13 protein-coding genes and 1 riboswitch are annotated in these 15,440 nt (G+C 69.8%); of the genes, 3 read left to right on the plus strand and 10 right to left on the minus strand.

Annotation, left to right across the window (positions count from 1 at the left end; translation table 11 throughout):
- Positions 1 to 11: 11 nt before the first annotated feature.
- The 6 genes from BLT97_RS23640 to clpS all read right to left on the minus strand — a co-directional run bounded on the left by BLT97_RS23640 (position 12) and on the right by clpS (position 6,533).
- Positions 12 to 1,004 carry an ABC transporter substrate-binding protein gene (locus BLT97_RS23640; RefSeq protein ID WP_425442752.1) on the minus strand — a complete coding sequence of 331 codons (993 nt, stop codon included), beginning with the start codon at positions 1,002 to 1,004 and terminating at the stop codon, positions 12 to 14.
- Positions 1,005 to 1,042: 38 nt separating this feature from the next.
- Positions 1,043 to 1,214: riboswitch (cobalamin riboswitch) on the minus strand.
- Positions 1,185 to 1,607: a M67 family metallopeptidase gene (locus BLT97_RS23645; protein ID WP_176953872.1), complete on the minus strand. Its 423-nt coding sequence runs from the start codon at positions 1,605 to 1,607 to the stop codon at positions 1,185 to 1,187. It overlaps the preceding riboswitch by 30 nt.
- Positions 1,608 to 1,691: 84 nt before the next feature.
- Positions 1,692 to 3,158, minus strand: a complete 1,467-nt coding sequence (locus tag BLT97_RS23650) for an amino acid permease (protein WP_093613445.1) — start codon at positions 3,156 to 3,158, stop codon at positions 1,692 to 1,694.
- Positions 3,159 to 3,552: 394 nt separating this feature from the next.
- Complete coding sequence (locus BLT97_RS23655) at positions 3,553 to 5,088, minus strand: alanine/glycine:cation symporter family protein (protein WP_093613447.1); 1,536 nt, start codon at positions 5,086 to 5,088, stop codon at positions 3,553 to 3,555.
- 487 nt (positions 5,089 to 5,575) lie between these two features.
- Positions 5,576 to 6,166: a DUF2017 domain-containing protein gene (locus tag BLT97_RS23660; protein ID WP_093613449.1), complete on the minus strand. Its 591-nt coding sequence runs from the start codon at positions 6,164 to 6,166 to the stop codon at positions 5,576 to 5,578.
- Between the two features lie 49 nt (positions 6,167 to 6,215).
- On the minus strand, positions 6,216 to 6,533 hold the full coding sequence (gene clpS, locus BLT97_RS23665) for an ATP-dependent Clp protease adapter ClpS (RefSeq protein WP_093613451.1): 318 nt from the start codon (positions 6,531 to 6,533) through the stop codon (positions 6,216 to 6,218).
- Positions 6,534 to 6,674: 141 nt separating this feature from the next.
- Between clpS and BLT97_RS23670 the strand changes: the two genes are divergently transcribed.
- A complete protein-coding gene (locus BLT97_RS23670; protein WP_093613453.1) occupies positions 6,675 to 8,003 on the plus strand; it encodes a nicotinate phosphoribosyltransferase in 1,329 nt (442 codons plus the stop codon).
- A gap of 131 nt (positions 8,004 to 8,134) precedes the next feature.
- Positions 8,135 to 8,722, plus strand: a complete 588-nt coding sequence (locus BLT97_RS23675) for an isochorismatase family protein (protein WP_093613455.1) — start codon at positions 8,135 to 8,137, stop codon at positions 8,720 to 8,722.
- Positions 8,723 to 8,749: 27 nt separating this feature from the next.
- Here the strand turns inward: BLT97_RS23675 and BLT97_RS23680 are convergent, their stop codons facing one another.
- Both BLT97_RS23680 and BLT97_RS23685 read right to left on the minus strand, forming a co-directional pair.
- Positions 8,750 to 9,097: a hypothetical protein gene (locus tag BLT97_RS23680; RefSeq protein ID WP_093613457.1), complete on the minus strand. Its 348-nt coding sequence runs from the start codon at positions 9,095 to 9,097 to the stop codon at positions 8,750 to 8,752.
- Positions 9,098 to 9,220: 123 nt separating this feature from the next.
- Entirely contained in the window at positions 9,221 to 11,641 is a 2,421-nt protein-coding gene (locus BLT97_RS23685; RefSeq protein ID WP_425442753.1) for an immune inhibitor A domain-containing protein, read from the minus strand.
- Positions 11,642 to 12,050: 409 nt separating this feature from the next.
- Here BLT97_RS23685 and BLT97_RS23690 point away from each other — a divergent pair, with 409 nt between their 5' ends.
- Complete coding sequence (locus BLT97_RS23690) at positions 12,051 to 12,332, plus strand: hypothetical protein (RefSeq protein WP_093613461.1); 282 nt, start codon at positions 12,051 to 12,053, stop codon at positions 12,330 to 12,332.
- 128 nt (positions 12,333 to 12,460) lie between these two features.
- Here the strand turns inward: BLT97_RS23690 and BLT97_RS23695 are convergent, their stop codons facing one another.
- On the minus strand, positions 12,461 to 13,285 hold the full coding sequence (locus tag BLT97_RS23695) for an RDD family protein (protein WP_093613463.1): 825 nt from the start codon (positions 13,283 to 13,285) through the stop codon (positions 12,461 to 12,463).
- Positions 13,286 to 13,363: 78 nt separating this feature from the next.
- On the minus strand, positions 13,364 to 14,983 hold the full coding sequence (locus BLT97_RS23700; RefSeq protein ID WP_093613465.1) for an RDD family protein: 1,620 nt from the start codon (positions 14,981 to 14,983) through the stop codon (positions 13,364 to 13,366).
- Positions 14,984 to 15,440: the final 457 nt, after the last annotated feature.

The following is a 15,440-nucleotide window of genomic DNA, read 5'->3' on the forward strand; positions in this document are numbered from 1 at the left end:
GGACCCGCCCCTCACTTGACCGCGTCCGGATGCAGCTGGGCGGCCAGCTTCGCCACGGCGGCGGGTGCGCGCACGCCGAGCACCGCGTCCGAGAGCGGCAGCACGGCGAAGCGCTTGTTCCGGATCGCGGGGACGTCCGCGAGCGCCGGGTCGTCGAGCAGCCGCCGCTTCTTCTGCTCCACGGTCTGCGCCCCGTAGTCGTAGATCACGATCACCTCGGGGGCGCGCTCCACCACGTTCTCCCAGGAGGCGTCGCCGAAGGACTTGTCGAGGTCGGCGAAGACGTTGCGGCCGCCGGCCCGGGTGATGATCTCGTTGCCGATGCCGCGCCCGCCCGCGGTGAACGCGGTCTTGTCCCCGCTGTCGTAGACGAAGACGGAGAGCGGCTGCACGCCTTTCAACCTCCGCGCGGTATCGGCGAGTTCACGCTCCGCACCGCTCACCCAGGCGTCCGCCCGCTTCCGCACCCCGAAGGTGCTGCCGACCTCCCGGACCTCCCGGTACAGGTCCTTCATGGTCACGGCGGAGTTGGTGCAGCCCTCGATGTTGAGCCGGGTGTCGATGCCCGACTTGGCGAGCGCGTCGCGCGAGCGCCCCTCGTTCCCGGCGAAGGCGCTGGCGTAGCCGCCGTAGACGAAGTCGGGGTTCGCGGACAGGAGTTTCTCGTACGAGGGGTACTCCTCGGCGAGCACCGGGCGGGACTTGTAGTCCTTCGCGTACTCCGGCAGGACCGCGTCGTCGAGGTAGGCGGTGCCGGCGATGCGGTCCTTCAGGCCGAGCTCGAGGAGCACCTCGGTCACGTGCTGGTTCATCGTGACGGCACGCTCGGGCGGTGCGGTGAAGGTGGTCTTCACTCCGCAGTTGGTCACGGTGTACGGGAAGCCGGGGGTCTTCGCCTCGGGCTTCGCGTCGCCCGCGGCCGACGAGCAGGCGGCGAGCGGGACGAGCAGGGCGGTGGCCACGAGGACGCGCACCGGGGTACGTGCAGGTATCGGCCAGGACATGGCAGAGCCTCCTCCGGGGATTTCCGCGTCCCCAGTCGGTGGAGAGAAGGCAGCAGGTCAGTTCCTGACTCTCCGGCCGGTACGCGTGCAGCGGCGTGCACGTCGACCCGGCCGGTCACAGTGGCGGGACCGTCCCGGATTCTCACCGGGTTCCTGGGTCCTGCTGCCTCGGGTCGAGGCTCAGTATGCCTGGACCACCTTCACCTCTTCCTCGGTGACCTCGCCTTCGACGATCCGGTACGAGCGGAACTGGAACTCGCCCGCCCCGTCGGTGTCGGCGGTGGAGACCAGCACGTAGTGCGCGCCGGGCTCGTTCGCGTACGTGATGTCGGTACGCGAGGGGTAGGCCTCGGTGGCCGTGTGCGAGTGGTAGACGATCACCGGCTCCTCGTCGCGGTCGTCCATCTCGCGGTAGAGCTTGAGCAGATCGCCCGAGTCGAACTCGTAGAAAGTGGGCGAGCGCGCCGCGTTCAGCATCGGGATGAACCGCTCGGGGCGGCCCTCGCCGACCGGCCCGGCGACGACACCGCAGGCCTCGTCGGGGTGGTCCGCGCGGGCGTGGGCCACGATCTGGTCGTACAGGGCCTGGGTGATGGTCAGCATGTGCAGGAGCATAAGCAGGTGGGCCGGGGATCCGAGATCCCCGGCCCACCTGGTGAGACGCGGTCGTGAGACGGCCTGCCGCGGTTACGCGGAGGTCTTCGTGAGGTCCGCCTCGGCGCGCGCGCCCTTGCGCTGGATGAACTGGTAGCCAATAAAAAGAATCAGCGCCCAGACCGGAGCCGCGTAGAGCGAGATCCGCGCGTCCTTGTCGATGCCCATGAGCACGATCACCATGCCGATGAAGGCGAGCGCGAACCAGCTGGTGAACGGGGCACCGGGGGCCTTGAAGGAGGACTGCGGCAGCTCGCCGCGGTCGGCCTTGGCGCGGTAGCGGATCTGGCTGATCAGGATCATGATCCAGGCCCACATGCCGGAGATGGTCGCGAAGGAGACGACGTAGTTGAACGCCTCGCCCGGCCACTCGTAGTTGATGTACACGCCGACCAGCATCAGAGCGGCGGAGACCGAAGTGCCGTACAGCGGAAGGCCGTTCTTCGTCAGCTTGGTGAAGAACTTCGGGCCCTGGCCGTTGAGCGCCAGGTCGCGCAGCATGCGGCCCGTCGAGTACATGCCGGAGTTGCAGGAGGAAAGGGCCGCGGTGAGCACGACGAAGTTCACGATGGCCGCGCCGACGCCCAGGCCCATCTTCTCGAAGGCCGCCACGAACGGGCTGACTCCGGGCTGGAAGTGCGTCCACGGCACGACCGAAAGGATCATGATCAGCGCGCCGACGTAGAAGACGGCGATACGCCACGGAACCGTGTTGATGGCCTTCGGGAGGACCGTCTTCGGGTCCTTGGACTCGCCCGCGGTCACACCGACCAGCTCGACGGCGAGGAAGGCGAACATGACCATCTGGAGGGTCATCAGGGTGGAGCCGACGCCGTTCGGGAAGAAGCCGCCCTGGTTCCAGAGCATGCCGACCGAGGCGGTGTCGCCGGCGTCCGAGAAGCCGATGGTGAGGATGCCGGCGCAGATCAGGATCATGCCGATGATGGCCGTCACCTTGACCATCGAGAACCAGAACTCCAGCTCGCCGAAGAGCTTCACCGAGATCAGGTTCGCGCCGAACAGGATGACGGTGAACAGCAGCGCGAAGACCCATTGCGGCTGATTGATCCAGCCGTCGGCGTTCTTCGTCCAGTACTGCATGTACTCGGACGCGGCCGTGACCTCGGTGATGCCGGTGACGACCCAGAACAGCCAGTACGTCCAGCCGGTCACGAAGCCCGCGAACGGGCCGATGAACTCGCGCGCGTACTCCGAGAACGAACCCGAGACCGGGCGGTACATGAGGAGCTCGCCGAGCGCGCGCATGATGAAGAAGATCACCAGGCCCGCGATGGCGTACGCGAGGATCAGGCTCGGGCCCGCCTTGTGGATGCCCTTGCCGGCACCGAGGAACAAGCCGGTGCCGATGGCACCGCCGATCGCGATCATCTGGATCTGCCGGGCTCCCAGTCCTCGCTGGTAGCCCTCCGCGGACGTGCTCTCGCCGTCCGCCACGGCCTCACTGCCGTCGTTGTGCTGGTCGACCTGCACTGAGGTCATGGTGGTGCGCCTTTCTCCATGCCGACCCGTGCCGTACCTGCGTCGTACGTGCCCGGATCGGGTCCCGATCCCCCCGGATGTGGATGGAGCTCTGCCTACCGGCGGTCAGCCGGCGGGGCGCCCCGCTCGGGCCATGGGTGGCGGCCCGGCAGGTGGTCGTGAACATTTATCACGCGCACAAGAGGGGCGAAACGCCGCCAATGTGGCGGACAGCACAGGAAGAAGCGGACATACGTCGTCAGGGAGACGAAGTGTGGCGCCAGTTTTTGAGTGTTCTTTATGTGGAATTGAGGGTCCTCTGAGCGAACGGCCGCTCACCCTTCCCGTGCAGCACGAACGGGCCCGCCCGCACCGGTGAAGGTGCGGGCGGGCCCGTCGGCGGCCGCGGAGAGCGTCAGACCTTCAGGAGGTCCTTCTCGTCCTCCTCGGGCTCCGGCTCACCGGCGTCACGGCGCCCCGCGTACTCCAGGAACTTGTGCAGTTCCTTCCGGACGACCGGGAAGAGCAGGTACAGGCCGATGATGTTGAACACCGCGAGGATGAACAGGACCGCGTCGGCGAGGCTGAACAGGGCCGTCAGCGTGAGCAGCGAACCGCCCGCGGCGCACACCGTGTACAGGACGCGGAACAGCGTGAGGCTGGACTTCGAGCGGCCGAAGAGGTGCGACCAGGCCTTCTCGCCGTAGTAGCCGTAGGTCAGCGCGGTCGACAGCGCGAACAGGATGACCGCGACGGTCAGCACGTACGGGAACCAGGGCAGGACGGTCTCGAAGGCGTCGGAGGTGATGACCACGCCACCGGGGCCGTCACCGGTCCGCGCCGCCTCGAGCGACGGCGGGCTGACGACCACGACCGTCAGGGCGGTCATGGTGCAGATGACCACGGTGTCGATGAACGGTTCGAGCAGCGCGACCAGGCCCTCGCTCGCGGGGTGCTTGGTCTTCACGGCGGAGTGCGCGATCGGGGCGGTGCCGAGACCGGCCTCGTTGGAGAACGCGGCCCGCTGGAAGCCCGCGATCAGGGCGCCGATGAGGCCGCCGACGAAGCTCTCCGGGTTGAACGCGTAGCTGAAGATGTCGACCACGGCGCCCGGCAGCGCACCGGCGTTGACGGCGAGAACCGCGAGGCAGCCGACGATGTAGATGATCGCCATGCCCGGCACCAGCTTGGAGGTGACGTTCGCGATCGACTTCATGCCGCCGATCAGGACGACTCCGATGAGCAGGGCCACCACGATGCCGAAGATCAGGGCGCCGGCCGAGGAGTCGATGAAGCCGTTCTCGCCGCCGGTGGTGTTGGCCAGCTGGCTGTAGGCCTGGTTGACCTGGAGCAGGTTGCCGCCGAAGAGGCCGAAGAACAGCACGAAGATCGCGGCGCAGACGCCGAGCACCTTGCCGAGCTTGTGGCCGAGGGAGCCGGTGCCGAAGCGGTCGGCGAGACCGGCGGGCAGGTACTGCATGGGGCCGCCGGAGACCGTGCCGTCGGCGTGCACCTTGCGGTACTTCACACCGAGGGTGACCTCGACGAACTTGGTGGCCATGCCGAGCAGACCGCAGACCGCCATCCAGAACGCGGCGCCCGCGCCACCGATGGTGATGGCCACCGCGACACCGGCGATGTTGCCGAGCCCGACGGTCGCCGAGACGGCGGCGGTCAGCGCGCCGAAGTGGTTGACCTCGCCGACCGCGCCCTTCTCGTCGTACTTGCCGCGCACGACCTTGAAGGCGAGCTTGAACTTCCGTATCTGGATGAAGCCGAAGAGACCGGTGAAGAGCAGACCGGCGATGACGAGCCAGGCCACGATCAGCGGAAGTTCGGCGTCGCCGACGGGGACGGCGTAGAAGACCCACTTCGACAGGAAATCGGCGACAGGCGTGACGACGCTGTTGACCGACTCCTCGATGGAGTTCGTCAGGGATTCAAGAGACATCGGACTACCTCGGGGCACACAGGGTGTGCGGAACGGCGACATCCGGAAGGGGGGATGCTCGCAGGCAGGGCGGTGGGGGCACGAGAGAAGCGAACGCCGTTGTCCGGTCGGCGACTTGAAGGCGGCACTCCATGGACGGGAGCGCGGGCCAGGGTCGTACGGGTCGTGCGGTCGTGCAGAGGCCAAGCTGCCTGGCGGTGCGCCAGGGCTCCGAGAGCGGCGAGGGGTGGTGCCGCCACCGAAGTGCCGAAGTTTTACCACGGCCTTAATGCTTGTTTACGTGATGCACATCACGGCATGACCTGCGCAAACGCCCACTGCCAGGCAATACGGCAATGGGCGTGATGCGATCGTTATTCGGACGCTCGTCACCGGATAACGGACAGCGAGCGCGGTATCGCACAGGCGATACCTCGGTGGCCTGTGCAGCTATTTCCGCCGCCTCGCGCAGCTGTCTCGCCGGCTCGCGCAGCCGTTTCACCGCCGGCTACGGGAGCAGCGTCTCGACGAGGGTCTCCTGGAGGCCGCCCAGCCACAGATAGGCCATCACCATCGGCTTGCGCTCGTCGGTGTCGGGCAGGCGGTAGAGGAGCTCGGTGTCCTCCTCGCTGATCACGTCGAGGCGCGAGGCGATGGCGAGGCGGAGGTCGTTGAGCGCGCCGAGCCACTGCTTGGACTCGTCCGGGGTCAGCTTGAGCACCGCGCCCTCGTCGCCGCCGAGCGTGAGGGCGTCGAGGCTCTTGACCACCGCGAGCGCGTTCTCGCGCTTGCCCGCGCGCAGGTCGTTCTCGGTGAAGCGCCGGAACTCGGCGGAGTACGCCTTGAGTTGATCGTCGGGCACGGCCTCGGGATCGCCGTACGCGTCGGGGAAGAGCCGCTGGAGCACGGGGTCGGAGGGCGGCTCGCTCGGACCTTCGGCGAACAGCTCGGCCAGCGGGTCGGCGCCCTGCTCGCCGCCGGGACCGGGACCGATCAGCTCCAGGAGCTGCACGGCGAGGGAGCGCAGGATGGAGACCTCGACCTCGTCGAGCAGCACGGCCGCGCCGCCGCCGGGTACGGGCTCGAACATGCCGGCCATCAGTTCCTGTCCTGACTCGGTGCCATCGGTTCGCGTCCGGCCTTCGCCATCAGTTCCTGTCCTGACTCAGCGTGGCCCACAGGCCGTAGCCGTGCATCGCCTGCACGTCGCGCTCCATCTCCTCGCGGGTGCCGCTGGAGACGACGGCGCGGCCCTTGTGGTGGACGTCCAGCATCAGCTTGTGGGCCTTGTCCTTCGAGTAGCCGAAGTAGGCCTGGAAGACGTAGGTCACGTAGCTCATCAGGTTCACGGGGTCGTTGTGCACGATCGTGACCCAAGGGACGTCGGGTTCGACGACGGCGGACACATCCTGTGCCGGGTCGGTCTCTACGGGTGCCACGTCGGGAGCCACACTCACTTTCCCCATGCTGCCACTTGGGGCCACCCGGCGCACAAACGGGGTGCTTCGGCGGGCGAGCCGCGGGTTCCCGGCGGGCGGGCGCGGGGTTTCCCGGCGGCCCGCGATTTGAAATCGTCAATCTGACGAGATGGGGGTACGATCCGACGTATGAACACAGCGGACCTCGGGTTGCCGGTGGATGTTCCCTCGACGGCACTCTTCACGGACCAGTACGAGCTGACGATGCTGCAGGCCGCCCTGAAGGCCGGTACGGCCGAGCGGCGCTCCGTCTTCGAGGCGTTCACGCGGCGGCTGCCCGAGGGGCGGCGCTACGGCGTCGTCGCCGGGACCGGGCGGGTGCTCGACGCGGTGGAGAACTTCCGCTTCGACGCCGCGGTGCTCGACTTCCTGCGCGAGCGCGCCATCGTCGACGAGCCCACCCTCGAATGGCTCGCGGACTACCGCTTCCGCGGCGACATCTGGGGCTACCCCGAGGGCGAGGTGTACTTCCCCGGTTCGCCCATCCTGCGGGTCGAGGGCTCCTTCGCCGAGTGCGTGCTCCTGGAGACGGTGATCCTGTCGATCCTCAACCACGACTCGGCGATCGCCGCGGCCGCCTCGCGGATGTCCGCGGCCGCCGGCAGCCGGGGCCTGATCGAGATGGGCGCGCGCCGCACCCACGAGCTGGCCGCGGTGGCCGCCTCGCGCGCCGCCTACGTCGGCGGCTTCAACTCGACCTCCGACCTCGCGGCCGGCTTCCGCTACGGGATCCCCACCGTCGGCACCTCCGCGCACGCCTTCACGCTGCTGCACGACAGCGAGCGGGACGCCTTCACCGCCCAGGTGGAGTCGCTCGGCCGCGGCACCACGCTGCTCGTGGACACGTACGACGTGACCGAGGCCGTGCGGCTCGCGGTCGAGGTGGCCGGGCCCGAGCTCGGGGCCGTGCGCATCGACTCCGGCGACCTGCTGCTCGTCGCGCACCGGGTGCGCCAGCAGCTCGACGAGCTCGGCGCCGCCCGTACGAAGATCGTCGTGACCAGCGACCTCGACGAGTACGCCATCGCCTCGCTGGCCGCCGCGCCCGTGGACGCGTACGGCGTCGGCACCCAGCTGGTCACCGGCTCCGGGCACCCCACCTGCTCGATGGTCTACAAGCTGGTCGCGCGCGCGGAGTCGGCCGATGTGAACGCCCCGCTGGTGCCCGTGGCCAAGAAGTCCCTCGGCGCCAAGTCCTCGATCGGCGGCCGCAAGTGGGCCGCGCGCCGGCTCGACCGGGACGGGGTGGCCGAGGCCGAGGTGATCGGCACCGGCGAGGTGCCCGGCGAGCTCGCCGACCGTCAGCTCCAGGTCGAGCTGGTCAAGGGCGGCGAGGTCGTGGGCCGCGAGCCTCTGGATGTCGTACGGGACCGGCACGCCGCCGCCCGCGCGGGGCTGCCGCTGTCGGCGACCCAGCTGTCGCGCGGGGAAGCGGTCATTCCGACCGAGTACCTGTGACCGACGGGTGAGCGGCCGCCGCAGGGACGCCGGCGGCCCTCTCCCGTATCGGACGTGAAGTCTCTAGGCTCGGACGGTACGTCCGAGCCCCTGCCCACCGACCCGCACCAAAGGACCGAAGGACTAGCCTCATGCGCCGCGCCTTGATCGTCGTGGATGTGCAGAACGACTTCTGCGAGGGCGGCAGCCTCGCCGTGGCAGGTGGTGCGGACGTGGCCGCCGCGATCACCGATCTGATCGGCCAGGCCGGCGGCGCCGGCTACCAGCACGTGGTCGCCACGCGCGACCACCACATCGAGCCGGGCGGCCACTTCGCGGAGCACCCCGACTTCCACGACTCCTGGCCCGCGCACTGCGTGGCGGGCACGGAGGGCGTGGGCTTCCACCCGAACTTCGCCCCGGCCGTCGCCTCCGGCGCCATCGACGCCGTCTTCGACAAGGGCGCCTACGCGGCCGCGTACAGCGGTTTCGAGGGCGCGGACGAGAACGGGGTGTCGCTGGCCGAGTGGCTGCGCGCCCGCGAGGTCACCGAGGTGGACGTGGTCGGCATCGCCACCGACCACTGCGTACGGGCCACGGCCCTGGACGCGGCCCGCGAGGGCTTCCGCACCCAGGTGCTGCTCGACCTGACGGCCGGGGTGGCCGAGGACTCCACGGAGCGGGCCCTTGAGGAGCTGCGGGCCGCGGGCGTGGAGCTTTCGGGCAAGCCGGTGGTCTAGCCCCGGCTCACCCTCGTACGCACCCCGTCACACCACGTACGGGCTCGTCTGCGGTGTCATCGTGCGCAGCAGCGCCCTGATCGGGTGCCACAGCTCCTCGGCGGAGCCCGGGCACTCGCCGCGCGCCCCGCGCCAGATCAGGCCGTCCGGATGGTGCAGGACCGCCGTGATCTCGTCCGGTGTGGGCGGCGAGGCGTTCCCCCGCAGGTAGACCGCGCGCAGACCCAGGTTCCTCAGGCGTGTGAGGGCCCGGGCGCGGTTCGCGGCGTGCACCACCACGCGCACCTTCGGGGCCCCGTCAGGGCAGGGGTTCGCCAGGTCCAGGGCCACGACCACGTCGCCGCCCGGAAGTCTGCAGAATCCGCCACCAGCCATGCGTTATGCCTCCCCCGTGAGACGTCATGTCAATAAGAAATCCACAGCAGGCACATAAGCACGTTCGGCCGCCGCCCGCTAGAGGGCGACGGCCGAACATGCTGTGACCTGCGGTTTAACGGATTACTTCGCGGAGGGACCCACCTGGACGGTGATCGTCTGGCCGCTCAGCGGCTGCTTGACGATCGCGATCCGCGTGTTGGTGTCAGTGATCTTGACACCGCCGGTCGGGTTGGCCTCGTCGTAGTAGCTGCTGCGCCCGTCGTCGAAGACCGGGACGCCCGCCTTCCAGTTGATCTTGGCCGGGACCCCGTTGCGGTGCAGCGTGAAGCCCTGCGCCGGGAACCAGCTGAAGGGCGAGTCGTAGGACTGGATGCGGTTGCGCATCAGGTCCTTGCCGGGAACCTTGTCCAGGTCCTCGGTCCAGCGCTCGGCCTTCGGGTGGGCGTCGACCGGAAGGATCAGGCCCTCGCCGGGGTGCACGGACGTGTTGTTGTCCGGCTGCGAGGTGTCCCACTTCCAGATCATCAGGCCCTTCTGGTACGGGAAGTGCTCCACCCAGTTCTCACGGGTGGTGGACCAACCGAAGTTGTACGGGCCCGTCTTGAGGGTCTTGTCGTACGACACGTACTGGCGGTTCTCGGCGATGTAGAACTGGTCGTAGTCGTTGGTGATCGACTCGCCCACGCGCGAGAAGCCCTTGGGCGTCCAGCCGTTGTCGTCGCCCTCGGCGCCGTCCGTGAACAGGGCGGTGCCGTCGGCCGTCACGGAGATGTCGTCCGCGGCGAAGCCGGTCATGTTGACGCCGCCGTCGGTCTGGTAGCGGAAGCGCAGGTCGATCTTCTTGCCCGCGTAGGCGTCCAGCGGGTACACGAGCTTCTTGTACGCGCCCGAGGCACCGGTCAGCGACGGGGCGCCGGAGGCGTCCTTGGGCAGCGCGGCGCCGTCGGCGGTGCCGTCGAGCGCGGTGTAGCTGGCGCCGCCGTCCGTGGAGACCTCGGCGTACAGGAAGTCGTACTCCGCCTCGATGTCCCACCAGCCCGAAAGCTCAAGGCTCGCCTTGGACTTGCCGGTCAGGTCGACCGAGCGGGTCAGGGTGTTCTTGAGGTCGTCACCGCGACCGGACCACCACTGCTTGGCGCCCGAGGCCGGCTTCACGACCGGCGTGGTGACCGTCTTCTTCGGCAGCTCGACGACGAGCGCCTGCGGGTTGGCGGTGTTGTACTCCGCGACGCCCAGCTTGTGCGTGGACTTCGTGCCGGCCTTGGCCGTGTCGTAGTCCAGCCAGCCCAGCTGGAGCTTGTCCCAGGCGGTCATGTCGCCCGGCAGGTCGCCGATCGACTCCTCGCCGCGGCCCAACCAGGAACCGGAGGACATCAACGACCAGTAGGCGGTGGAGTTCTCGCCGCCGCCGGAGGTGTCGTACAGGTCCGGCAGGCCCAGGTCGTGACCGTACTCGTGGGCGAAGACACCGAGGCCGCCGTTCTCCGGCTGGACGGTGTAGTCGCCGACCCACATACCGGTGTCACCGATCTGCGTGCCGCCGGCCTTGTTGTCGGCCGGGCCGGTCTTGCCGGCGTCCGTGCCGTAGGCGTACCAGCGGTGCGCCCAGATGGCGTTGGTGCCCTCGGCGCCGCCGCCGGCCGACTCGTCCTCGCCCGCGTGGACGATCTGGAAGTGGTCGATGTAGCCGTCGCGCTCGTTGAAGTTGCCGTCGGCGTCGAAGTCGTAGCGGTCCCACTGGTCGTACTCGGCCAGCATCGCCTTGATCTCGGCGTCCGTCTTGCCGGCGGCCTTCTGGTCCGCGGCCCAGGCGTTGGTGCCGTCGCGGACGACGTCCCAGACGTTGGAGCAGTTGGTGGCGCCGCAGTAGTTCGAGCCGTAACGGGCCTCGTTGTACTCGACCTTGACCCAGTCGGAGACGTGACCGTCGACCGAGTAGCGGCCCGAGGACTGCTTCTCGTAGTACTTCTTGACCGACTCCTTCTCCTTGTCGGTCGCGAAGTACAGGTCCTGGTAGTGCTGCCGGTTGAAGTCCGGGATCCAGTCCGTGGAGTTGTCGTTCTTGCGGTCCGGCTCCGCGATCTCATTGTGCTGCGGGCCCGGCGTGCCGCCGTACTTCTTGACGGGAGGCTTGGGGCCCTCGCCGTCCGGGTCGTACATCGTGGTGTCGTCGACCTTGTCGCCGAACTCCACGAGGATCGTGAAGATCTTGTCGGTCTTCTCGCGGCCGAGCTCGACGTACTTGCCGTCGTCCAGCTTCACGACCTTGGAGGCGCCGCGCTTCTCGGCCTTGGCGTCACCGGAGACGAGCTCCTGGAGCGCCGCCTCGCGCTCGGCGGCCTGCTGCTCGCTGAACGGGCCTTCGAGGTCGTGGTCCACATGGCCCTTGTGCGGAGCCGGGTCCTGGCGCTCGACGGCAGGGGCCTGCCCCTGCGAGTCGGCCGCCTGCGCGCTCCCGTACGTCATCGCACCGGTGGCGGCCAGGGCCACACCGACGGCGAGCGCGCGTATGGAACGGCGTCTGCCTGACTGACTGTTCACTTGGATGTTGTCCTCCCCCGCGACAGCGTCTGCGGATGGGGGGCCCGGATTCGGAGCGATCCGCGCGCAGTGTCGCGTCACAAGTGACGACATTCGACCGGAGTTACGGAAGAAAAGACAGACCTTGACTTCCAAGCCCCAAGTACGTTAGTTGCAGCGCGAGTTGCACTATCCGGACACTTCCGTGAGCCCGTACGGCGCGCTCGTCTCAGGGCATGAGATACGAAATGAGCCCGTGCGCCCCCCGTGCATCGGCACCGTGGGTTAGGTCACGCTTACTGGCCGTTCCGTCCGGGAACCCAGCTCAATAGAGTCAGTTGACGGTGTTTTTGCCCGAGCAGAACGAGCAGCCCCGACCGAGCAGCCCGACCGAACGACACCCCCGCACCCTCCATGAGGACGGTTCGCCATGCCGCGCCCGACTGCCGCACAACTCGCCTACGGATCCCTGACGGTCGTGACCGCCACGCTCGCCATGCTGCTGCTCTCCCAGACCAGTACGGGCCTGGGGATCGCCGTCATCACCGTGGCCGCCCTCGGGCTCGGCCTCCTGGTCGCGCTGACGGTGCCGGTGCCGCGCCCGGCCCCGGCGAAGATGGCCGTGATCACCACCGAACGGGCCGAGGAGCGCGTGCCGTTGCCGCGTACGCACCACGAGGCCGAGACGCGCGCGGAGTCGCACGCGGCCTGACGCGCAGGCGGCCTGACGCGCAGGCGGCCTGTCTACGCCGCTCCACCGTCCCGTCCACCGGACACACGACAACGGGGCCGTGCTCACGCACGGCCCCGCCGGTCTGTTTCCGCCACCCCTGATACGGGTCAGACGGTGCTGACCACCACCGTCTTCGCGGCCTTGTCGTGCAGGGCCTGCCGGTAGGGCTTGTCGGTCATCACCATCACGATGAGGATCAGCCACCACAGGCACGGGCAGCACAGGAGCGCCGGCAGCCAGAGGACCGCGGCGCGGGTGAGCGCCGGGCTCGACGGCGGGGTCGAGCCGTCCTGGAGCATCGCCACGCGCAGGTTCATCAGCTTCTTGCCGAGGGTCTGGCCGTTCTTCTTGACCATGAACCACTCGTAGCCGACGAAGGCCACGACCGCGATGAGCGTCCAGATGAAGGACGAGCCGCTGTAGCTCGCCGTCACGACCTCGCCGAGGTCGTCGGTGTCGGTCTCGACGATCCTGTTGTTGAACGGCAGCTGGATCAGGCCCAGCGGGATGCCGATGATCAGCGCGTCGATGATCCGGGCCGCGATGCGCTTGCCCATGTCGGCGAGCGGGGGCATGCCCTGGAGCGGGTCGGGCCCGCCGCCGTATCCGCCGAAGGCACCGCCTCCGCCGTAGGGGTCGCCGCCACCGGGGGGCGGGGGCGGCGGGGTGTTGTACGGGGAGCCGCCGCCTGGCGGCGGGGGCGGGGTGCCGAAGCCGCCGTCGTTCGGGGGCGGGGGCGGGGTGCCGTAGGGGTCGCTCGGCGGCGGTGTGCCGCCCTGCGGGGTCCCATAGGGGTCGCTCGGCGGCGGTGTGCCGCCCTGCGGGCTGTCGTACGGGGAGCCGCTGCCACTGCCGGCCGGCGGCTGCTTCTGGAACGGATCGTCCTCCGGCTGGCCTGAGCCTGAGCCCGGGGGCGGCGGGTTGGTGGTCATGGCCCGAGTCGACCGCGCGGGACGACGGGCCGCATCCGGGTGTGGGCCGGACGGGTTACCGCACGGGGCGGGGCCGGATCAGCCCGCCACGAACGTACGGGCCGCCTTGTCGTGCCAGCACTGGCGCCACGGGCGGTCGAAGAGACACCAGGCCACACCCACGACGCCGATCACCAGGACGCCCGGGAGCGAGTAGACCAGCCAGCGCTTGAGGGAGGCGCCGAACGACGGGGACGCGTGCTCCTCGATGTCGCGGACCTCCAGGCCGAGCAGCTTCTTGCCCAGCGTGCGGCCCCACTTGGCGGTCGGCAGCGCCTCGTAGAGCACGCCCGCGACGAGCAGCACGCCGAGGATGATGCCGAGATACGCGGAGACCGTGCCGTCGAGGATCCAGACGGTGGTCTTCAGACCCGACATCTTGGCCGCGTCGATCTTCGCCTCGATGTGGTCCAGAGCCTTCGGCACGAGCGGGACGGCGGCCGCGGCCGTGACACCGCCGACGACGAGGGTGTCCACGAGCCGGGCCGCGAACCGCTTGCCGAGGCTCGCAGGGCGGGCGGCGGCCTGCGCGGCGGCCGCGGCGAGGAACGGGTCCTCGACCACCGGCTTGAACGGCGTCACCGACTGCCCCTCGCCCGCGGGCGGCTGGGCGAGCTGGTGCACCTGCTGGGCCCAGGAGGCGTTGCCGCCGCCCGCGCCCGGGGTCAGCGGGGAGCCGGCGTTCTGCGCGGCGGAGGGCGCGGACGGCGCGGCGGGCGCGGCAGGAGTCGCGGGCTGCGGGTAGCCGTATGCGGGCTGGGGTACGGCGGGAGCAGCAGGTGCGGTGGGTGCGGCCTGGACGGAGGGGGTCGCGGGGGCCGCGGCCTGCGGGGCCGGGGCGGCGGACGGGTCGACGCGGCGGATCGACATGGTGCCGTCGGTCCGGTGGGACGGTCCCTGCGGGGCCGCGCTGCCCGCCTCGTTCTCACGGGGGCGCACGGCGCGCATGGTCATGGTGCCCTCGGACTTGACCTCGCCCGCGGCGGGGGCGACCGATGCGGACGCGGCACCCGGCTCCGTACCCGCAGAGGACGCAGAGGCCGAAGAAGCCGGAGCGGACGCAGAGGCCGTAGTCGACGCCGCCACGCGCGGGTCCTGGCCCGGCGCCGTCGGCGCACCCCAGGAGACCCGGCGGTCCTGCTCCCCGCCGAACCCGGACTGCCGGTTGGTGTCGGCCTGCCAGGCGGAGGCGGGCTCGGGACGCGCGCCGTGCAGCTCCTCCTGAGCGGAGGCGGCGGCGGGCGCGGAGCCACGGGAGGACGCGGAGTCCGAGGCGGGCACCGCATCCATGGGCTCGGCGGCGGAGGCTGCGGAAGAGGCGGAGGCAGAGGGAGAAGGAGACGGAGCCGGAGACGGAGAAGCAGCCGAGGGCGGCACCGCGTCCGCCGGCTCCTCGTCGAAGAACATCGGACCCGTCTCGTCCGCCCGCGGGCCCTGCTGGACCGGGACGGTGGGCCCCTGCTGGGCCGGGACGGAGGGCGCGGCCGCGACGCCGCCGGGCGGGGCCGGCATGGCCTCGCCCTCGGACGGGGCGGGGCGGCTGGTGCCGGGGACCCAGGCAACTCCGTTCCAGTACCGGACATATCCGGGAATGGACGGATCGGGGTAGTAGCCCGCGCGCGGGCTGGTCTCGCCGGGTGCCGGGGTGGGCGCGCTCATGGTCCGTCGTCCCGTATCTGCTCGGGGGTCTTGGTGTGGTGGGTCCACATCTATCAGACCACCGGCACCACCCGGGCCCGTCCCGCTTCTTCAGCCCCTTTCGAGCGGGCCGCGGACGCGCCCGCGGCGCGCGATGTCCAGCGCCGGACGTGAGGCCGGGCCCGCCGAAGCGCTCGCCTTCACCCGGCTCCACCTGGCCTCGGCCCTCAACACCGCGTCGCAGCAGTGCCCCGGGCAGAACACGCGGCGGGGCCGGACGGCGAGGAGACGCCTCCGTCCCGCGCCGGGACGCCTTCCGCCCGCGGCCGGACGACACCCCCGCCAGCCCCGCCCGCGAGCAGGGGGAACGGCCCGTGCGCTCCCCTCACGAACTCCCGGAAAAATTCCCGGAGAAAGTCGCGTAAGCAACCCGCACCACCGCGCTCTCTCCTTCCGTGGGCCGCTTCGGAGCCCGCAG

It is taken from the genome of Streptomyces indicus (genome assembly GCF_900100315.1).
Taxonomy (GTDB): domain Bacteria; phylum Actinomycetota; class Actinomycetes; order Streptomycetales; family Streptomycetaceae; genus Streptomyces; species Streptomyces indicus.